The following is a 19,809-nucleotide window of genomic DNA, read 5'->3' as shown; positions in this document are numbered from 1 at the left end:
TCCTCATATATGCTCATTCTGAGCATTGTGCCGACTAACGTAGGCGCGCGAGATACGCTTGTCTAGATATGCTGAGCCTGAGCATATTCATTTTGCAGTGCGATATCGTGCAACCGTCTCAGCCTGGCGAGCTTGGAGCTGCGGCATCCCCGGGGGGCGGTGTCGGCGCGTACCGGCGGCTGACCGGTTCCTTACGACGACCGCCGCGACGGGGTCAGCCGGAACCCCGGCGCCGGGCGCTCCAGCAGGACCTCGCGGCGGAAACGGACGAGGCGGGCGGGCCGTCCGGCGGCGCCGCTGGTGACTTCGTCGGTCTCCTCCACGAGCCCCTGCTGCGCCACGAGGCGGCGGAAATTCTGCTTGTGGAGATTGGCGCCGGACAGGGCTTCCACCGTGCGCTGCAACTGGAACAGGGTGAAGGTCGGCGGCATCAGTTCGAACACCACGGGGCGATACTTGATCTTGCCGCGCAGCCGACCGATCGCCGTGGCGAGCACCCGGCGGTGGTCGAAGGTCATGGGGCGCCCCGTTGTGGCGATATCCGTGGCGCATGCCTCGCCGGACTGCCCCTGTGCTTCAGGAATCAGCCCGGCCTCGAACAGGAGTTCGTAGCGTTCGAGCACACGCTCCTCGTTCCAGGCCCCGCCGCCGATGCCGAAGGTGAGCCCGAGCCTGTCCTCGCGCCGGCGCCTGATCTTTGCATCCACCGCCCCTGCGGCCCAGGCCAGAAGCTTGGCCTCGATGTCGTCCAGGGTCGCCGGCCGGCCCGCGCGCCAATCCTCCCAGGGCAGGAAGGCATACCAATTGTGCCACGACGCCTCGGGGAGGGCGGCCGAGCGCATCTCGCGCACGAGGGCGAGATAGGCCACGGAGAGGGAGTGGAGGCCGCCCGAATCGTCGCCCTGCCGGTCGCGGTCGCCGAAGGTGTAGAGCTGCTCCACATAGCCGAGGCGCTGCTGCGTCTGGCGTTCCACCCAGGCGCGCAGGCCGCGTTCCAGCGTCGGGTGCTCCGGCACGAGGGGGCCTGCTGGCAACCCGGTCTCGCGGCCCGTGGCCTGGCCCGGCACCCGCACCGTGAGGGCGCGTGGTTCGCCGTCCGTCGCCGCGACGATGACGGCGACGAGCCCGACCGCCGACGGATTGGGAAGCGCACCGGTCGCCTCCACCGCAAACCCGTCCTGCGCCCTCGTCACCTGTTCGACTCCCCGGTCCGCGATTGGGCCGTCATGGCAGATTGCGTGCCGGAATCAACGCGCGGCAGGATGCGCGCGTCGCCTCACGCCTTGGCGGGCACCGGCCGAGCCGGGTTGCCGACGACCGTGGCGCCCGGCGCCACGTCGCGGGTGACGACGGCGCCGGCCCCGATGATCGCATGGTCGCCCACCGTGACGCCGGGCAGGATCAGCGCGCCGCCGCCGATCCAGACGTTGCGGCCGATGGCGATGGGCCGCGCGAATTCCAGCCCGGCCTCGCGCGCCTCCGCCTCGCGGGGATGGTCCGCCGTGAGGATCTGCACGCCCGGTCCGATCTGCGTCCGGTCGCCGATCGTCACCGTCGTGCAATCGAGGATGACGCAATTGAAATTCAGGAAGACGTGGGCGCCGATGCTGATGTTGAAGCCATAATCGCAATGGAACGGCGGCCGGATCACCGCCCCGTCGCCGACCCCCGCAAAAATCTCGCGCAGCAGAATCCGGCGTTCGTCGGCGGGGCGCCCGAGCATGGCGTTGTAGCGCGCGAGCCAGACCTGGCAGGCGCGCAGGTCGGCGGCGAGTTCCGCGTCGTCGGGGTGATAGAGCTCCCCCGCGATCATCTTCTGTTTCGGCGTGCGCCCGGCCTCGGTGGTCATGCCTGTCTCCGTGCTTCGTCGATCCGGGGAGTAGGCCGACGGGCCGGTACCGGCAAGCGATGGGAGCCGATCGGCTTCCCGTGGCACCGTCGCCCGCCTAGGATGCCGCCGCTGCGGCTCATCGGAGGAACGACGTGATCGGACGTGACACCGCCCCAGGCTCGACCGTGCCGGTCGACGTGAGGCTTTACGGCATCCTCGATGTGGACGTCTGCGGCGATGACGGCGCCGACCTCGCCGAGATGGCGGCCGAAGCCGTGGCGGGCGGGTGCACCCTTCTGCAATACCGCGAAAAGTCTATCGCGAACGCGCGCGAGTCCCTGGCGCGCATCCGCGCCATCCGCGCGGCCATCACAGGCATCGGGGTGCCGCTCCTCGTCAACGACCGTTGCGATCTCGCCCTGGCGGCCGAGGCCGAGGGCGTGCATCTCGGCCAGTCGGACCTGCACCCGGCGGAGGCGCGGCGCATTCTGGGCTCGAGCGCCATCATCGGCCTGACGCTGAAATCCGCTGCACAGGCGGACGAACTCTACCGCCTGCCCGTGGATTATGCCTGCATCGGCGGCGTGTTCGCGACCACGAGCAAGGACAACCCCGACCCGCCCGTGGGGCTCGACGGCTTCTCGCGCATCGCCTTCCGGGCGCGCCTTGCCCGCGGCACCGGCTTTCCGGTGGGGGCCATCGCCGGGATCGACGGCAGCAATGCCGCCGCCGTCATCGCGGCTGGCGCAGACGGCGTCGCCCTGATCTCCGCGCTGTTTTCCACCGAGGAGGTGGAGGCGCGCGCCAGGGACCTGCGCTTCCGAGTGGATTCGGCCCTCGCGGCGAGGGTCGCGGGCAGATAGGCCTGGTGCGGAGCGGGTTACCGGTAAAATTCTCTAAGTCCCTGTTCTGAAATCATTTTCATTGGGGCCGGATTTCCTCGTTCCGGACGATGGTCTAAGCAGGTTCGCATGGGCAAGCCAACGCGTCACCTCGCTTAGGCCTTTGAAGTCTCGCGGGTTTGATGACGCAAAACCGGTGACCGCTTTTGCTGAACCCGCTTAGGGTCACCGCAACGCAAGGGACGAAACACGCCATGACACCCATCGCCGTCACCATAGCGGGCTCCGATTCCAGCGGCGGCGCCGGTATCCAGGCGGACCTGAAGACCTTCGCGGCCCTCAAGGTCTACGGCGCCAGCGTCATCACCGCGCTCACGGCTCAGAACACCCTGGGCGTCCAAGCCATCCACGACGTGCCGGCCGATTTCATCGCCGCCCAGATCGAGAGCGTGTTCTCCGATCTCGCCGTCAAGGCTGTGAAGATCGGCATGCTGTCGAAGCCCGCCGTGATCGAGGCGGTGGCCGCCGGGCTCAGCCGTCATGCCTCCGGCATCCCGATCGTCCTCGACCCCGTCATGGTGGCCACGAGCGGCGACCGTCTCATCTCGGACGAGGCGGTGGAGGCCATGCGCCGCCACCTCCTGCCCCTGGCCGATCTGGTGACGCCGAACCTCCCCGAGGCCGCCACCCTGATCGACGCCCCCGTGGCGAAGAGCGAGAACGAGGCGGTGGTGCAGGGGCGCAAGCTCCTGGCATTGGGCGCCAGGGCGGTGCTCATCAAGGGCGGCCATGCCGAGGGCAACGAGAGCGTCGATCACCTCATGAGCGCCGACGGGACCTTGCGGCGCTTCGCGGCGGCCCGCCTCGAGACCCGCAACACGCATGGCACCGGCTGCACCCTGTCCTCGGCCGTGGCGGCGGGTCTCGCACGGGGCATGTCGCTCACGGAGGCGGTTGCCCAGGCCAAGCGCTACGTCACCGCCGCCATCGCCGCATCCGGTTCCGTGAACGTGGGGCGGGGACACGGGCCGGTTCATCATTTCTACGCCCTCTGGCATTGAGATCGGGGAGAAGTTGACGCCGCTCGCCTTGCATCGGATGCCTGATTGCGTTTGAAGTATCGCACGATCGTTCGACGTACGGAACGGCGCGATAGGTTCTGATACGATGCAAGATCAGGCGACGACGCCCGAACGGGGGCGGCAGCGGGACATCCTGAACGGGGCACAGGTTCTCTCGGGCCAGCTCGGCAAGACCATCCAGCGGCTGCGCAAGGCCTACAATCTCTCGCTCTCCGAACTCGCCGAACAGTCCGGTGTCGCAAAATCGATCATCAGCCAGATCGAGCGCAACGAGACCAACCCGACCCTGGCGACGATCTGGCGTCTGAGCCAGGCCCTCGACGTCTCCATCGAGCGGGTCCTCGCCACCAGCGACGAGGAGCCCTTCATCGAGAAGACCTCTCGCGCCGACACGCCGATCCTGCTCTCGGACGACGGCAAGATCCGCCTGGCCATCGTCGGCTGGATCAAGACGGTGGAATGGCTGCAATGGTACGAGGTCACGGCCGATCCCGGGGGCGTGCTCGATTCCGATCCGCACCAGCGCGGCTCCGTGGAATCCCTCACCGTCACCGAGGGCGCCCTCGAAGTGGAAGTGGCCGGAACGTTCCAGCGGGCACGGGTGGGCGAGACGCTGCGCTACCGCTGCGACAGGCCGCACACCGTACGCTGCGTCGGCACCGAGCCGGCCAAGGCGATCATGGTGGTGATCATGAAGGCCGCCGTGATGGAGTGAGCGCGCGTCGCGCTTCTCCCCGGGTTCAGTGCCCGGAATTCACCCAGCGGACGATGTCGGCGAGCACGATGCTGAGAGCGGCATCGAGCCCGACCGCGGCACTGCCGGCTTCGATCTTGGCCACGGGCACACGCGCGGTGAAGATGCGGGCGGCGACCACCTTGCCGGTGCCGTCGGCAATGAGCTTGGCCGAGACGTCCACCACGGCTTCGCCGGAGTTCGAGGCGATGTCGAAGGCGCGGATCTCGCTGATGAGCGCGTAATCGGCCACGATCTTGTCGCCCGGCCGGCTCACTGATTTCAGGCGCCCGGAATTCTCGAGGCTCTGGATCAGCCGCGTCTGGACCAGGCGCGGCAGGCGGTCGGCCCATTGGCCGCCGCCGAGGAACGACAGGGCGCCCCCGGCCTGACGTACGATGATGCGGTCCTGCTCGAAGGGCTGGAGGCCCACCGGCTCCGCCACCGAGATCGACCGTGCCGCCACGCTCGGCCGGCCGGAGCTCGGCAGGGCGGCGAGGTCGAAGGTCATGGGCGCGCCGCCGCCGCAACCGCCGAGCAGGGCGGACAGGCAGGCGAGCGCGAGGGCATGCGAGCGAAACGTCATACGAAAGGCCTGGAAACCTGTGCGGTGCGGCAGGAAGCGCAACCATAAACTACGGCAAAGCGGTTTCCGTGCCGTGACGCCGAGCACATGTGGCCCGGCGGCGCCGGGTTCAGCGACCACCGTTGTATTCCGGCAACGATGGTTTGCCGCCGAAGATCACCTGGGAGGGGTCGCGCTCGAGGCTCTTCACCGTCCGGTTCAAAGTATTGAGGGTCCGCTGGCCATCCGACGACAGGGCTTCGACCTCGCGTCGTCCGGTCCCGCTGAGCTTGCTGAAGCTCGACGCGATGGTGGAGGTGCGCTTGTCGAGGTTCTCGGAGAGGGTGCGGAAGGCCTTGCCGGCGTCGCGCACCGAGATGGCCGCGTCGCGCACCTCGGCGAAGGTGCTGCTGCCGGTCTGGCCCGAGGCGGAGCCGAGGAAGCTTTCGGCGCCCTTCAGCACGTTGTCCACCCGATCGGCCGAGGCGTTGAGCTTGGCCGCCAGCGAGCGCGCATCCTTGACCGCGCCCTCGACATCGGGACTGGCCGTGCTGAGCGCCGCCGAGAAGCGCTCGGCATTGTCGATGACGCGGTTGAGCTTCTGCCCGTCGATGGCCTTCACCAGCGAACTCACGGCGGGGCCCGCATCGTTGAGGGTCTTGGAGAACGATTCCACGTTGGCGAGGGTGCGGGTGATGGCGCCTTCGTTGCCGGCCACCAGCTTGTCGAGGCGCTGCAGCATGTCGTCGGCGCGCTGGGCGATCTGCTTGGCCGCCGTCATCATGTCCTGGATGTCGGAACTGTCGGCGAAGATGGTCGGAGTCTGGTCGCCGGAGCCGGGCGTCAAAGCCGGGGCATCCGCGTTGCCGCCGGAGAGCGAGATCGTCGAGACGCCGGTGAGCATCGCCGAATCGAGGCGGGCGCGGGTGTCGGCGCGCAGCGGCGTCGTGCGGTCCACTTCCACCATGGCGACGACGCGGCGCGGGTCCTGCGGCAGCAGGCGCACGTCCATCACCTCACCGACCTTGATGCCGTTGAAGGCCACGGTCGAGCCCTTGGCGAGGCCGCCGACGCTGCCCGAGAAGACGATGCGCACGCCCTGCCGTTCCTGGCTGCGCGATCCGCCCTGAAGCCAGAACACGAAGCCGAAGGCGGCCACGACGACCGCGAGAGTGAAGGCGCCGACGAGGGCGTAGTTCGCACGAGTCTCCATCGGATCAGCGATACCTCGGCGTGGCGGGGCGAGTGCGGTGCGGGGACGCACGTGGTGCGCGAGCCCCGATCGATCGCTGCGCGATGTGGCGTTCGGCTCCGGTCAGGCGCCGCGCGGGTCGGATGAGAGGCATGCCGATGGATCGGCCCAAAGGCCTTTCCGAAGGCTCTGATGTATCGGCATGGAGCACAGCGAGGCTCCCTCTCCTGGAAGGAGAGGGTTGGGGTGAGGTGTGGTCCATCTCCGAAGAGATCACACACCTCACCCTGTCCCTCTCCTTCCAGGAGAGGGAACCCGCGATGCCCGCGGATCGTGTGAAGAGGGCAGCCTCGAACGAGAGGGGGGACGTGCCGTGTCCGCGACCTTCGCCGTGATGGACCCGAATTGGCAGGACGCAGAGTCCGGTCCGACCGACCGGCGCCCGCATCATCGCCACGGCATCAGGCGCTCGCATGCCGGTCTCCCTGCGGGACGATGGCCCGCGCGCGCTTGCCGTGGAAGTAGGAGCGCAGCCAGGGGTGGTCGCTTGCCAGCATGGCCTCGATGGGACCCTGCGCGATGATCTGCCCGTCGCCCAGCGCCGCGATGCGGTCGCAGGCGGTGTAGAGGCTGTCGAGGTCGTGGGTCACCATGAAGACGGTCAGGCCCAGCGTCTGCTTCAACGTGGCGACGAGTTCGTCGAACTCGCCCGCGCCGATCGGGTCGAGCCCCGAGGTCGGCTCGTCGAGGAACAGGATCTCCGGGTCGAGAGCGAGCGAGCGGGCGAGAGCCGCGCGCTTGATCATGCCGCCCGAGAGTTCCGAGGGGAGCTTGTCGGCGGCATCGGGCTTCAGGCCCACCATCTCGATCTTGAGGCGGGCGAACTCGTCGAGCAGGCGCTCGGACAGGTTCAGGTGCTCGCGCATGGGCATCTGGATGTTCTGCTTGACCGTGAGCGCCGAGAACAGGGCGCCCTGCTGGAACAGCACGCCCCAGCGCTGCTCGATCTGCCGGCGGCGGGTCATCGTCATCGCGTCGACGTCCTCGCCGAACACTTCGATCGTGCCCGAGCGCTTCGGCACCAGGCCGAGGATGGTCCGGGTGAGGACCGACTTGCCCTGCCCGGACGGACCCACGAAGCCGAGGATCTCGCCGCGATAGATGTCGAGGTTGAGCCCCTTCATCACGATCTTGTCGCCGAAGCCGACTACCAGATCGCGGACGCCGATGATGACGTCGCGGGCTGGGGCGCTATCGAACCGCGCGGGGGGCGAAGACATGTGATTCACGGGCGTCAGAAATCGATGGCCGCGAAGAACACGGCGAAAAGTCCGTCCAATACGATGACCATGAAGATAGACTTCACGACTGAGGCCGTGACGTGACGTCCGAGCGATTCCGCCGATCCTTCGACCGCGAAACCTTCGATCGTGGCGATGATCCCGATGATCAGCGCCATGAACGGCGCCTTGATCAGGCCGACCGCCACATGGTGGAAGGAGACGGCGGCCTGGAGCCGGGCCAGGAACGCGTCGATGGTCATGCCGCCGTAGAGCGAGGCGGTGAGGCCGCCCCCGGCCAGGGCCGCCAGCGAGGCGAGGAAGGCGAGGATCGGCAGGCCGATCACCAGGGCGAGGATGCGCGGGACGATGAGGATCTCGATGGGGTCGAGGCCCATCACCCGCAGGGCATCCACCTCCTCGCGCATGCGCATGGAGCCGATCTCGGCGGTGAAGGCCGAGCCCGAGCGCCCGGCCACCATGATCGAGGTGAGGAGGACGCCCAGTTCGCGCAGGATGAGCAGGCCGATCAGGTTGACGACGAAGCTCTGCGCCCCGAAGCGCTGCAACTGGAAGATGCCCTGCTGCGCGACGATGCCGCCCACCAGGAACGAGATCAGCATGATGATCGGCACGCCCCGGAAGGCGACCTGCTCGAGCTGGTTGACCAGGGCCGTGCCGCGGAAGGTGCTCGGCCGCGAAGCGACCCGGATGCAGGCGGTCACCACCTCCCCGAGGAAGGCGAGACCGCTCACCATGTCCGATTTCGCGCCGACGACCCGGATCCCGAGATCGTGCAGGAAGCCGATGAAGCGTCCGCGTTTCGCCTTGCCGGCATAGCCGTCGTCGGGCAGCTTCATCTCGCCGAGCAGGATGCGGTGTTCGGCCGAGGCGCCCGCATAGGCGAGACTCCCGCCTGACGCCTCGATCTCGCCGCGGGTCCGCTCCAGCACCCAGGCGCCGAGCGTATCGAGGCGGGCGACGTTGGAGAGATCGACGAGGATGGGAGCGCCGTTGGTGCTTTCCGCGATCTGCGCGGCGGCCTTCTCCACGGACGAGCCCTGATCCGCCGTCCAGCGGCCGCTCAGGACCACGCGCCCGCCTTCGCCGAGAATCGCGGCTTCGGCGGCGTCTGGGTTCGGCTTGGCAGCAGCGTGGCGCACGAAGCGCGACTCCCGGTTCATGCTTCAGAAAAAGCAGATCAAGGTTACGGATTGGTCAAGGTTCGCGAACCGACGGCCGAGTGCTGGCCTACAAACGAGGCCGTGTGAAGGGCGCACCGGCCGCCGTGCGTGCGGAAAGTGACACGAGGCACAGGCCGGACAGGGCCAGCGGCGCCATCAGCGCGAAGGCGAGGCTACCTCCGCCGGCCTCATAGGCGACACCGCAGAGAATCGTGGCGCTCGCCGAAGCGCAGGCATTGACCGCGCTCGACGTGCCCTGGGCCCGTCCCCGCGCCCCATCCGGCGCGAAGGCCGAGATGGCGGTCATCGCCCCGAGTTGCGTCGCGCCGAAGCTGAACGCATGCAGGGTCTGAAGGAGCAGGGCCGGGACGAGGTCGCCTCCGACCTGGGAGAGGCCGACGACGCGGATCAGGGACGCCACGGCCCCGAGCCCGATGAGGCGGAACGGCGTGCGCCAGCCCGCCGGCCAGCGGCTGACGGTGGCGAAGAAGATGATCTCGGCGGCGACGCCCGTCGCCCAGAGGACGCCGATCCATGTGGCCGAGATGCCGCTGGCCTGCCAGTGGATGCTGCCGAAGGCGTAGGTCGCCGCATGGCTCGCCTGGATCGTCGCCTGCGCGCCGATGCAGAGCCAGAGCACACGGGGCAGCTTCGGGCGTTCGCCGGGCACGATGCGCGGTTGCGGCGCATGCGCGTCCACCGGACTCGCGAAGATGGTGGCCGCGGCGACGAGGGCGAGGCCCGTGAGCAGCACCGGCACGGCGAGGCGCTCGCCCATGACGCCGAGGGCCGCCCCTCCGAGCAGGCTGGCGACGAGGAAGCCGATGGACCCGGCCATGCGGATGCGGGCGTAGTCGAGCCGCTTGCTGTGCCGGACGGCGGCGAGGGTTAGGTAGTCGATGGTCGGCACCAGCGGCGCACCGGCCGCGGCGTTCACGGCGACGAGCAATGCGAGGATCGGCCAGGCGATGGCGGCGCCGGCCGGCATCAGCGCGTAGGTCGCCGCCACCACGAGGCTGCCGACGAGGAGGAGGCGGCGCGCGGCCACGCCGCGGTCGATCAAGCCCACGAGGGGCGCCGTGGCGATGATCTTCATGGCGATGGGCAGCGCCAGGAGGGCGCCGATGATCCGCGCATCGAGGCCGAGAGCCTTCAGCCAGACCGGCATGAACGGCATGGCGATGCCGATCTCGACGAAGACGACGGCATAGAGCAGCGACAGCCGCGTCGCGTTCGGCTCCGTCGGAGAGGATTGGGACAAAGGGGGGACCGCTCGATCGAGGGGCGGAGCGGCCTGGAGGCGAAGCGTTGCCGGCCGCTGACGACGATTCGACCCGTAAAGGGGGCGTTAAAGGCATCGTGTCAATCTGTCGGAGCTGGTCCCCGCGACTTCGCGCAACGGCGCGAGGCACCATCAAGGACACGAGTTCCATGTCTGTCATGCGTTCGCTCACATCGGTCGACGAGTCGGAATACGACCGGATCGAAGCGGCGATGAGCGAGAGCGAACGCGGCCGCTGGTTTCTCGCGGAATACACGAGGCGCAACCGGAGCGCCGATACCGACATCCTCCTCGGCGCCATCGCGCGCCTGGAAAGCGCGGTCACGGCGGACCGCCCCTCCGACCGGGAGACCGAGCGGGTCGGGCGCATGCGCGGCGACCTGATGGACATGGCCCATGCCATCGCCCGCACCAAGGCCGAGATCGCGGCGATCAGCACCGTGGATCAGGACCATAGCCGGCTGGGTATCGCCTCTGTCGCCCTCGACGCCATCGTCCGGGCCACCGAGCGTGCCACATCCGATATCCTGGGTGCTGCGGAGGAGGTGCAGGAAACCGCCTGGACCATGCGCGAATCCGGCGCCGACGCCGAGATCTGCGACGTGCTCGACCGCCGGGCCACGGAAATCTACACCGCCTGCTCGTTCCAGGATCTCACGGCGCAGCGGACCGCGCGCATCATCCACACCCTGCGCTATCTCGAAGAACGCCTCGCGGCGATGATCGCGATCTGGGGCGGCGAGGTCGAGCCGATCCCACCGGCACCGGGCTCCACCGCGTCGGCCGTCGCCCAGGATCTCGACCAGAGCGACGTGGACCGGTTCATCGGCATGGATTCGGTGCGGTCGGAGGCGCAGGCGGCGTCCGAAGTGGAGGCCGAGCCGGCGATGCTGCCCCTCGCCCCTGCTGAGACCATGGAGAACGAGACCCTGTCCAGCGAGCCGTCCTCACCCGAGGCGATGGCCGAGGGCGCCTTCGACGAGTCCGGTCTCCCAGAGACCGGTCTCCAAGGGTCCGGTTTCCACGAATCCGTTCTCCCGGAGGCCGGCCTCCAAGTGTCCGATCCTCAGGCGTCCAGTGCCGAGGAGGCCGACACGACCAATTTCGATGAAACCGATTTCAATGACGTCGAACCCGCCGCGGCAAAGCCGGCGCCTGTGGCGGAGAAGACCGACATCGCCACAGCCTTCGCCGATATCGACGGCCTGAGCGAGAAAGAGAAACTCGCCTTGTTCTCCTGAGGGAGGCGAAAGCCCCGCGCGCATTCTCGCCGGCGCTGATAAGAGGGCGGGCATGGCCCTTCACCTCCTGAAGCTCTGCGTCGGACCCGCGACGATCGAGGACCTCGAACAGCGCATCGCCCGGAACCGGGACGAAGCGGTGCAGGCCGGGCGCGATCCGTCCACCTCCCACGTCACCCGCATGGTCCCGAAACGTGCCTCTGCCATCGCCGGGCAGGGCTCTATCTATTGGGTCATCAAGGGAACGCTGTGCTGCCGCCAGGCCATCACGGCGATCGAGCCGTTCACGGATACCGACGGGATCAACCGCTGCCGCCTCGTCCTCGATCCCGTCGTGGTGCCGGTCAATCCGCGCCCCTGCCGGCCCTTCCAGGGCTGGCGCTACCTCACGGCGCGGTCGGCGCCGGCCGATCTCGCCATGGGCCGTACCGACGGCCTCGCCGACATGCCCGAGTCGCTGCGCCGCGAACTGTCCGTCCTCGGCCTGATCTGACCTCGTCACGGCCCTGTGACGGAGCGGCGGATGCCGCCCCGTCGTCGAGGAATGTCACGCCCCCTCGAAGCGGCCGCTCGCATGGGCGAGCAACGTGTAGACCTTGCCCGTCTCCGAGGTGAGGTAGGCATCGGCGCGGCGCGAGTCGCGGTCGTTCTTCGAGACCTCGCCGAGCAGCCGCTCGAACTCGCCGACATACCGGTCCACCGTCCGGCGGAACTCGGCATCGGCCGCGTAGCGCCGGCGGATCTCCTCGAAGGTCTGCCGACCCTGGGCCGTGTAGAGGCGGCGGTCGAACAGGTTCGGCTCACCGCGACGGTAACGCTCCCACAGTTCCACCGCCGTCTGATGCTCGATCATCTTGGCGATATCGGTGGAGATCGTCTCCAGGGCGGTTCGGCTCCGCTCGACGGCGGCCTTGTTCGGCTCAACACCGGCCGCTCCCTTGGCCGGCTCCGCTCTCGCGGCTCCGGATTTCGCGGGCTTGGGCTCATCGGCGTTCGCGGGGGAGGCGTTCGCCGGATCGGACCCGTCCGTGTCGTCGTCGAGGGAGGCGCGGGTCAGGAGATCCGAGAGCCAGCCGCGGTTGTCGCGTCCGTCGCGGGCCGCCGGGACGGCGCCGCGCACGGCCTCACCGGGACGCAGGGCGGCCTGGTTGCCGGCCCGGCCGGCTGCCGCCGGAGCGGAGACGATGGTCATCTGCTGGGTCGGACGGGGGTCGGATCCCTTGTCCTCGCGGGCCTTCGGCTCGGAGGGCTTGTTGCCCGCCGGCGTCGCGGCCGGACTGGCCGCGGCCTGCTTCGGCTTGGACGGCGCCGCTACCGGGGCCGTCGCCTCCTGAGGTCCGGTGGCCTGGACGTCCGGCTTGCGCTGGGCGGGGGCTCCCGCCTCGGTCACATCGACGCTTCGGCGCGAGCGCGAGACGAGGGAGGACAGCTCGTTGAGCGCCTTGATCTGATCGGACACGACCCGACGCATCTCGCTGGTGGCATCCTGGGTCTCGCGGGGAATCTCCAGAACGCCGCGCTGCAGGTCAGCCCGCGTCGCCTCGAGTTCGCGACGGATCTCGGCCGCCATCTCGCGCATCCCCGCGACCGAGTCGCCGAAGCGGCCGGCGGCGCCCTCGAACACCGTCATCATCTGCTCGGAGGCGCCGGAGATCGCCGCACGAACGGCGGTGGCGGTCCGTTCGCCCTCGCTGCCGGCATCCTTGCGCAGGCCCTCGAAGGCTCCGGTCACGCTAGCCCCCGCGCTCTGCGCCGCCTCGGACAGGCTGCCGGCGATGCCGCGCGCCCGCTCCTCGGCGGAGCGAAGGGTCTCGGCCATCAGCGTGTCGAAGCGCGCGGTCTGCTCCTCCAGGGCGCCGGACCGCGCCTCGATGCGCGTCAGCACGTCCTCCACCGCCTTGTCACGGCTGGAGAGGAGATCGATCAGTCGCGTCTCGACGGTCTCGAGCGAGCCCGCCGCGCTGGTGAGCGTGCTGGAATGGGCGCGGGAGATCTCGGTGAGCGAGGTCCCGCGGGCATCGAGGGAGGCGGCGAGGTCGGCCGCATCACGCAGGGCGCCCTCGGCGACCGCCTTCAACTGATCGACCTGTTTGGCAACGCTCCGGCTGGCGCGCTCGGTCTCGCTTCCGATGGCGGAGAGCGTCGCCTGCACCTGCTCGACACGCCCCGAGAGGCCCTGCTCGATGGCGCCGAGATTCTCGCCGGCATCGGTGATGAGCTCACGCAGGGCCGAGTTCGCACCCTCGACCCGGTTCAGGACGCCGCCGAGTTCGCTGCGGAGCCGATCGTTCGCCTCGTTGAGGCTCGCCAGCGCGCGGGAGGCGCCGCCGTCGATGGCCGCGAGCAGGGCGTTCTTCGACGCGTCGGACTGTTCCGCGAGGTCGCGGACCCGCTCGCGCAGGGTTTCGGCGAGGGGCGTTCCGCTCTCGTCGAGGATGCGCGCGATCTCCTGGTTGCGCTCGCCCAGGGAGGCGACGAGCCGGGAGGCCGGGCCTTCGACGATCTCGCGAAGGCGCTCGGAATGGGTCGCCATCGCCTCGACCATTTGGTTTCCGCGACCGTCGATCGTCTCCACGACCGATCCTCCCCGCTCCTCGATGGCGCGGGTGATGGTCTCCGCGCTCTCGGCCAGGCGGCGGGCGAGCGATTGCCCGCGAGCCTCGATCAGCGAGGCCAGGGCCGTCGAGCGGCGGTCGAAGCCGGCGATCATGTCCTGGTTACGGCCGTCGATGAGGGCGGCCACCGCCTCGTTGCGCTGGTCCAGAGCCGTGGCCAGCGCGTCGGCATGGGCCTGGGCGAGGGCGGCGTGACGGTCCACGCGCTCGTCGAAGGCGGCGAGCATCGTGGCGCTGTGCTCGTCCACCAGGGCGGCATAGGCGTCCTGGCGGTCGTCGAACGCGTTGGCGAGGGCATCGCCGCGCGACGCCACGAGGGCGGCGAAGACCTTCATCCGGCTGTCGATCCGGTTCGTGAAGGCTTCGCTTCGGGCATCCACCGCCTGGGTCAGGGCGGCGCCCTGGTTGTCGATGGTCTGGGCGAACGCCGTGGTACGGCCCTCCACCAGCCGCTCCAGGGCGCGCAGGCACTCGTCGAACAAGGCGGCGATGGCCTGCGTGCGGGTATCCACCGACTGGGTCAGCGACAGACCCTGGTCGTCGACGGTGCGGGTAAATTCCGCCGTCCGGCTGTCGACGAGGGCCGCGAGGGCACGCAGGCGCTCGTCGAACACGCTGCCGATCGACTGGGCGCTGGCCTCGACGGCCTGGCCCAGCGACGCGCCGCGGTTGTCGATGGTGTTGCTGAGGTCGGCCGACCGGTTGTCCACGAGAAGGTCGAGGGCGCGCAGGCGTTCGTCGAACACGGTGCCGATCGACTGGGCGCCGGCCTCGACGGCCCGGGTCAGCGACGTGCCGTGGTCGTCGATGGTGCGAGCGAACTCGGCCGCGCGGTTGTCCACGAGGTGATCGAGGGCGCGTAGGCGCTCGTCGAAGAGCGCACCCATGGATTCCGTGCGCTCGTCGACGGACCGGTAGAGGGCGCTGCCCTGCATCTCCATGGTGCGAGCGAAGTCCGCCGTCCGGGTCTCGACGAGAGCGTTGAGCTCATGGAGGCGATCGTCGAAGAGCGCGCGGAGCGAACTGGTCCGGTCGTCGAGGGACCGGGTCAGGCTGCCGCCGCGGTCGTCCACGGTATGGGCGAACTCGGCCGTCCGGTTCTCGACGAGGGCGGCGAGCTCATGGAAGCGCTCGTCGAAGAGCGCGCGCAGGGAGACGGTGCGGTCGTCGAGGGTCCGGGTGAGGTCGCCGCCGCGCTCGTCCACCGTGTGGATGAGGTCCGCCGTCCGGCTCTCGACCAGATGGTCGAGGGCGCGCAGGCGCTCGTCGAACAGCGTGCTCATCATGGCCGTGCCCGCATCGACCGAGCGGGTCAGGACGGAGCCCTTCGTATCGAGGGTCCGGACGAAGTCCGCCGAACGGTCCGCCACGAGGGTATCGAGGGCCTGCATGCGGTCGTCGAACAGCGCGCCCATGGCCTGGGTGCGGTCGTCGACGGTCTGCGTCAGGGCGGTGCCCTTAGTGTCGATGGTGTGGACGAGTTCGGCCGCGCGATTCTCGATGAGATGGTCGATCGCCCGCAGGCGCTCGTCGAACAGGGCGCTCAAGGCATGGGTGCGTGCATCGACCCGGTCGGTGAGCGCTTCGGCGCGGCTGTCCACCAGCCCGTCGAGGGCGGTGAGGACGTCGTCGAAGAGCGTCCGCAGCCCGTGGGTGCGGGCTTCCACCGATTCCGCGATCCTGGCGCCGCGACCGTCCACGAGTTCGTCCAGGGCTCCGATGCGCTGGTCGAACAGCGCGACGAGGTCGCGGGTGCGGGCTTCCACCGCGCCGGCCGCGCCGCCGAGGCTGGCCTCGATCGTGTCGACGAAGGTCCGGCCGTGCTGGCCGAGCGAATCGTGCAGGGGCGCCAGCCGGTCGTCGAGGCTGCTGGTGAGGACCTGCGAGTGATCGTCCAGCATCGTCCGGATTTCGTTGGTCCGGTTGTCGAGGAGCTGGTGGACGGTCCGAACGCCCTCGTCGAGGAGGCTGCCGATATCGGTGGTCCGCGTCTGCAGAGTGGAGCCGAGGCGGCCCTCGCCCTCGCTGAGCAGCCGGTCCGCATCGGTGACGACGTCGCGCAGGCGGCCGATGATGGTGTCGCCGCGCTGCTCCAGAAGCTCCGCCAGGGAGGAGCCGCCCCGATCGAACAGCTGGGCCAGTTCGGTGATGCGGGTTCCGAGGGCGCCGAACACGATGCGTCCCTTCTCGTCGAGCTCCTGGCCCATGGCGGCCGTGCGCTCGTCGATGAGGGCGGCCAGGGACTCCGCGCGGTGCGAGAACGAGGAGCGGATCGCCTCCGCCTGGCCGGCCAGGGCCTCGTTGGCATGGCCCGTCCGGCTCTCGATCATCTCGACGAGCTCGCGGGTCCGGTTGGCGAGATCCTCGTCCACGGCGCGGGTGCGGCTCTCGATGAGGCGGATCGCCTCGAAGGCCTGGGAGCCGAAGGTCTCGTCGATCAGGCGGCTGCGCTCCTCCAGCGCTGCCGCGATGGCATCGAGGCGTCCGATCACGCTGGTGTCGAAGCGGCCGACGCCCTCGTCGATACGACGGGACAGGTCACCGGCCTGCTGCTCGAAGCGCGCGGCGATCTCGGTGGAACGGCTGCCGAGGGTGTCGCCCAAGGCGAGGCTGCGGGCGGCGATGTCCTGCGCCATGCCGTCGGCGCGTGCATCGAGGGTCTGCACGAGGTCGCGGCTGCCCTCGACCATGATCCGTGCCATCTCGCCGGTGCGCAGGATCAGGGCCTCGTTGAGGGCGGTGGCGCGGGAGCCGAGCTGCCCGTCGATCTGGTTCACCAGATGGGTGAAGGTCTCGCCGATCTCGGCGGAGCGCTTCACGGAACGCTCCTCCAGGGCGCCGAGCTGGCTCTCCACGGTCTCGCGGGCTTCGCGGGCGCGCTCGGCGATGGTGTCGGCCGCGGCCTTGCCCTGCACCGTGATGACCCGGTCCATCTCCTGCAGCTGGCCGGTGACGGTCTCGCTGAGGGCGGAGGTGTCGCGGGCGATGCGGTCGGCGAGGATATCGCCGCGGGCGATGGTCTCCTGCAGGGCCGCGAGACGGTCGTTGAGGACGGTGTCGATGGCCTTCGCCCGGCTTTCCGTCGTGTCGGCGAAGCTCGCGCTGCTCCGGGAGAGGGCATCGTTGACCCGCGCGCTCTGGGCGGTCACCGCCAGGACGATCTCGCGGCCGGTATTGGCGAGCTGGCCATGGGCCTCCTCGGCATGGGTGGTGATCAGGTCGGTGAGGCCACGGCTATGGGTGCCGAAGGAGGCCTCGACGTCCTTGATCCGGGCGGCGAGTTCGCCGCCGACATTCTCGGCCGCACGGGCAATGGAGACTGTCGCCTCGCTGGCGCGGTGGAGGAGGGTCTCGTCGATCTCGGCGAGGGTGCGGCGCAGGGCCTCCATCGTGTCCTGAGCGCGTCCTCCCACTTCGCCGCTGAGGCCGCTGGCGGCCTGCTGCAGGAGCTGTGCTGCTTCCTCCGTGCGGGCGGCGAGCTCGGCGGACGTGGCGGACAGGCGCTGCTCGAAGATCTGCACCGCCTCCACCGTGCGGGCTTCGAGTTCGCCGGTCGCGCTCGCCGACGAGCGCCGCAGGGCTTGGGCGGCTTCCGCCGTGCTGGCGCCGAGTGCCACGGTGGTCTCTTCCGCGCTGCGGCGGAAGATGTCGGCGGCCTCACTGGTCCGCGAGCCGATCTCGCTGCCGAGGGTGTCGAGCACCGCACGAAGGCTCTCGATCGCGCTGCCCGACTGGGAATCGAAGGTGCTGCCGAGAACGCCGAAGGCGCCGGTCAGGGTGAGGGTCGCGTCCTCGACGCGCTGGGTGACGAGACCGCCGACCTGCTCGCCGGCCTTGTTGAGGCGCCGGATGCTGGTGTTGACGACGGAGGCCGTATCCTCGGCGCTATTGCGAAGCGCGGTCGCGGCCTCGGCCGACCGGGCGTCGATCTCGCCGTTGAGACCCGCCACGGTGCCCCGGAGGTTCTCCACCGTGCCCATGGCCCGGGTCTCGAAATGGGTGCCGAGGGCGGCCAGGGCCGCATCCATGGCCCGCGCGGCTTCTTCGGCGCGCTGGGTGACGAGGTCTCCCATCCGCTCCCCGGCGGAGGCGAGGTTGCTCTCGAGCGAACCGCCCTGGACGGTGAGGGTCTCGTGCAGGCGGGTGGCCACCGTATCGATGCGCTCGGCCAGATGGCCGGCGCGCTCGTCGATGCCGCTGCCGGCGGTCTCGATCGAGCGGACGAGGTCGTCGCGCAGGGCGCCGGTCCGTGCGGCGAAGGTCTCGACGATCCCGTCGGAGGCCTGGGCCAGACCGGCCTGCGCCTCGCGGGTACGGACCTCGATCGCCTCGGACACGCCGCTGCCGGCGGCTTCGATCTCGGCTCGCAGAGCGGCGCCGCGAGCGGCGATGTCGTCGGTGAGCGTGGCGCCGGTGGCGGCGAAATGCTCGCGGAGCGCCGTGCCGGTCTCGGCGAACCGGGCGGTGATCTCGCCTCCGGTATGGGAAAAGTTCGTGGTGAGTTCGGTGCCCCGGGCGAGGAAGGTGCTCTCGAGACCGCGCGCGGACTCCTCGAAGGTCTGGCGGACTTCGCTGCCCTGGCGGTTCAGGCTCTCGATCACCTCCATGCCGGTCTGGGCGAGGGTGCGGGCGACCTGGCCGGCATTGTCCGCCAGCGTCGCGGTGAGCATGCCGCCGGTGCGTTCGAAGGCGAGGGTGACGTCCGCCGCCCGGCTCTCCAGGGATTGGGTCAGGGTGTTGCCGACTTCGGTGAGGCTGCTGCGGACGCCTTCGCTTGTGCTGGCGAGGCGCTGTACGAGGTCGTCGCCCCGGTCGGTCACGAGCCCGACCACGCGGTCCCCGGCCTCGCCCAAGGCGGCCGTGATGGCGTCGCCTCGGTTCCCGAGCGCCGAGGTGATGGCCTCGCCGCGGGCGTCGAGGGCGCCGGTCACCCGTTCGCCGGCTCCGGTGACGGCGGCGACGATGCGCTCGGCCGCCCCGTCGAGTTCCTGGGTGAGGTTCTGGTGCGATCCGGTGATCGCGCCGCGAACGCGCTCGGCATTGGCGACGATGGACTCGCGCTGGGCGACGAGTTCGTCGACGAGGGAGCGGATGCGGATCTCGTTGTCGGAATAGGCGCGTTCCAGGGTGGCGATTTCGCCGCGCACCAGGGTCTCGAGCTCGCCGGCGCGGGCCAGGGCCCGCTCGACGCCGTCGCCCACGGCCGCGACCTCGCGGCGGACCGTCTGCGACATGGTGAGGACGGCATCGGTGGAGAAGTTTTCCGGCTCGGCGAGGCGGATCGCCACTTCGCCGACGGCGCGAGCCACGAGGCGCATCTCCTGGGCGCGGACGGCAAGCATCGCCATGATGGCGAACAGGACGATGGGGCCGACGATGGCGGTGGCGCCGACGGCGGCCTGAAGCGCGGTCATCCCGGCGATGAAGCTTTTCAGCTCGCCGCCCGACTGGTTCCAGGCCAGCGCGAGGAGGGCGGCGAACCAAAGGGCGGAGACGATGGCGGCGGCGATGTAGGGCGTCCCGGACGGCCGCACGCGCAGGGTCTGCTGCAGGATGCCGATGTTCTGGCGGTCGTCGTTGGCCACCATCGAGCGGTCTGGCGGCAGCAGGCCTCCTTCGCGGCGCGGCCGGTTGCGGTCCGGCGGCGGCAGGTCGGAGGCCAGGGGCTGGTCGAGATCGAGGCGCGGGGGGGCGAGGCGGCCGCTGGGATCGCTGAGGGGATCGTTGTCGCCCACGTCCGGGAGCCGCGGCTCGACGCGCGGTTCCGTCGCCTGCGTCGAGGGGAAGTCCAGGTTGAGGGCCTGCTCGATGGCGGAAAGAGCCGCCTCGGCCGGGTCCTTGAGCTTCTTTTCCGTGGCCATACAACGCCTCGTTACGCAGGTCGTCGAAGCCGGCCGCATCCGGTGATCGACGACATTTTTACCAATTTACCAAGGAACTTTAGACCTCGGCGCGAGACCCG

At 69.6% G+C, this 19,809-nt stretch carries 13 protein-coding genes; 5 read left to right on the top strand and 8 right to left on the bottom strand.

The window, feature by feature from the left end; all coding sequences use genetic code 11:
- Window positions 1–191: 191 nt before the first annotated feature.
- Window positions 192–1,193 carry a hypothetical protein gene (locus K368_RS0100530; RefSeq protein ID WP_051439705.1) on the bottom strand — a complete coding sequence of 334 codons (1,002 nt, stop codon included), beginning with the start codon at window positions 1,191–1,193 and terminating at the stop codon, window positions 192–194.
- Between the two features lie 83 nt (window positions 1,194–1,276).
- The gene (locus K368_RS0100525) at window positions 1,277–1,849 is read right to left on the bottom strand and encodes a sugar O-acetyltransferase (protein WP_027170676.1); all 573 of its coding nucleotides are present in this window, start codon (window positions 1,847–1,849) and stop codon (window positions 1,277–1,279) included.
- 134 nt (window positions 1,850–1,983) lie between these two features.
- Between K368_RS0100525 and thiE the strand changes: the two genes are divergently transcribed.
- The 3 genes from thiE to K368_RS0100510 all read left to right on the top strand — a co-directional run bounded on the left by thiE (window position 1,984) and on the right by K368_RS0100510 (window position 4,470).
- Window positions 1,984–2,694 (top strand): thiamine phosphate synthase, encoded by a 711-nt coding sequence (thiE, locus tag K368_RS0100520; RefSeq protein WP_027170675.1) that lies wholly within the window; start codon window positions 1,984–1,986, stop codon window positions 2,692–2,694.
- Window positions 2,695–2,927: 233 nt separating this feature from the next.
- Window positions 2,928–3,734, top strand: coding sequence for a bifunctional hydroxymethylpyrimidine kinase/phosphomethylpyrimidine kinase (gene thiD, locus K368_RS0100515; protein ID WP_027170674.1), 807 nt, complete (start codon window positions 2,928–2,930; stop codon window positions 3,732–3,734).
- 106 nt (window positions 3,735–3,840) lie between these two features.
- Window positions 3,841–4,470: an XRE family transcriptional regulator gene (locus K368_RS0100510; protein WP_018042207.1), complete on the top strand. Its 630-nt coding sequence runs from the start codon at window positions 3,841–3,843 to the stop codon at window positions 4,468–4,470.
- Window positions 4,471–4,495: 25 nt separating this feature from the next.
- Here the strand turns inward: K368_RS0100510 and K368_RS0100505 are convergent, their stop codons facing one another.
- The 5 genes from K368_RS0100505 to K368_RS23645 all read right to left on the bottom strand — a co-directional run bounded on the left by K368_RS0100505 (window position 4,496) and on the right by K368_RS23645 (window position 9,970).
- A complete protein-coding gene (locus K368_RS0100505) occupies window positions 4,496–5,074 on the bottom strand; it encodes an ABC-type transport auxiliary lipoprotein family protein (RefSeq protein ID WP_027170673.1) in 579 nt (192 codons plus the stop codon).
- Window positions 5,075–5,183: 109 nt separating this feature from the next.
- Window positions 5,184–6,266 carry an MlaD family protein gene (locus K368_RS0100500; protein ID WP_027170672.1) on the bottom strand — a complete coding sequence of 361 codons (1,083 nt, stop codon included), beginning with the start codon at window positions 6,264–6,266 and terminating at the stop codon, window positions 5,184–5,186.
- Between the two features lie 440 nt (window positions 6,267–6,706).
- The gene (locus tag K368_RS0100495) at window positions 6,707–7,525 is read right to left on the bottom strand and encodes an ABC transporter ATP-binding protein (RefSeq protein WP_027170671.1); all 819 of its coding nucleotides are present in this window, start codon (window positions 7,523–7,525) and stop codon (window positions 6,707–6,709) included.
- Between the two features lie 14 nt (window positions 7,526–7,539).
- A complete protein-coding gene (locus K368_RS0100490) occupies window positions 7,540–8,709 on the bottom strand; it encodes an MlaE family lipid ABC transporter permease subunit (RefSeq protein WP_036265828.1) in 1,170 nt (389 codons plus the stop codon).
- 67 nt (window positions 8,710–8,776) lie between these two features.
- Window positions 8,777–9,970, bottom strand: a complete 1,194-nt coding sequence (locus tag K368_RS23645; protein WP_036265825.1) for an MFS transporter — start codon at window positions 9,968–9,970, stop codon at window positions 8,777–8,779.
- Window positions 9,971–10,140: 170 nt separating this feature from the next.
- Between K368_RS23645 and K368_RS0100480 the strand changes: the two genes are divergently transcribed.
- Both K368_RS0100480 and K368_RS0100475 read left to right on the top strand, forming a co-directional pair.
- Window positions 10,141–11,232 (top strand): hypothetical protein, encoded by a 1,092-nt coding sequence (locus K368_RS0100480; RefSeq protein ID WP_027170669.1) that lies wholly within the window; start codon window positions 10,141–10,143, stop codon window positions 11,230–11,232.
- A 52-nt stretch (window positions 11,233–11,284) separates the two neighbouring features.
- A complete protein-coding gene (locus tag K368_RS0100475) occupies window positions 11,285–11,725 on the top strand; it encodes a DUF1489 domain-containing protein (protein WP_027170668.1) in 441 nt (146 codons plus the stop codon).
- A 54-nt stretch (window positions 11,726–11,779) separates the two neighbouring features.
- On the opposite strand, the gene K368_RS0100470 is transcribed toward K368_RS0100475, so the two are convergent.
- The gene (locus K368_RS0100470) at window positions 11,780–19,708 is read right to left on the bottom strand and encodes a hypothetical protein (protein ID WP_027170667.1); all 7,929 of its coding nucleotides are present in this window, start codon (window positions 19,706–19,708) and stop codon (window positions 11,780–11,782) included.
- Window positions 19,709–19,809: the final 101 nt, after the last annotated feature.

Source organism: Methylobacterium sp. 10 (genome assembly GCF_000519085.1).
Classification (GTDB): Bacteria; Pseudomonadota; Alphaproteobacteria; order Rhizobiales; family Beijerinckiaceae; genus Methylobacterium.
This window is presented reverse-complemented; position numbering and strand designations above follow the sequence as displayed.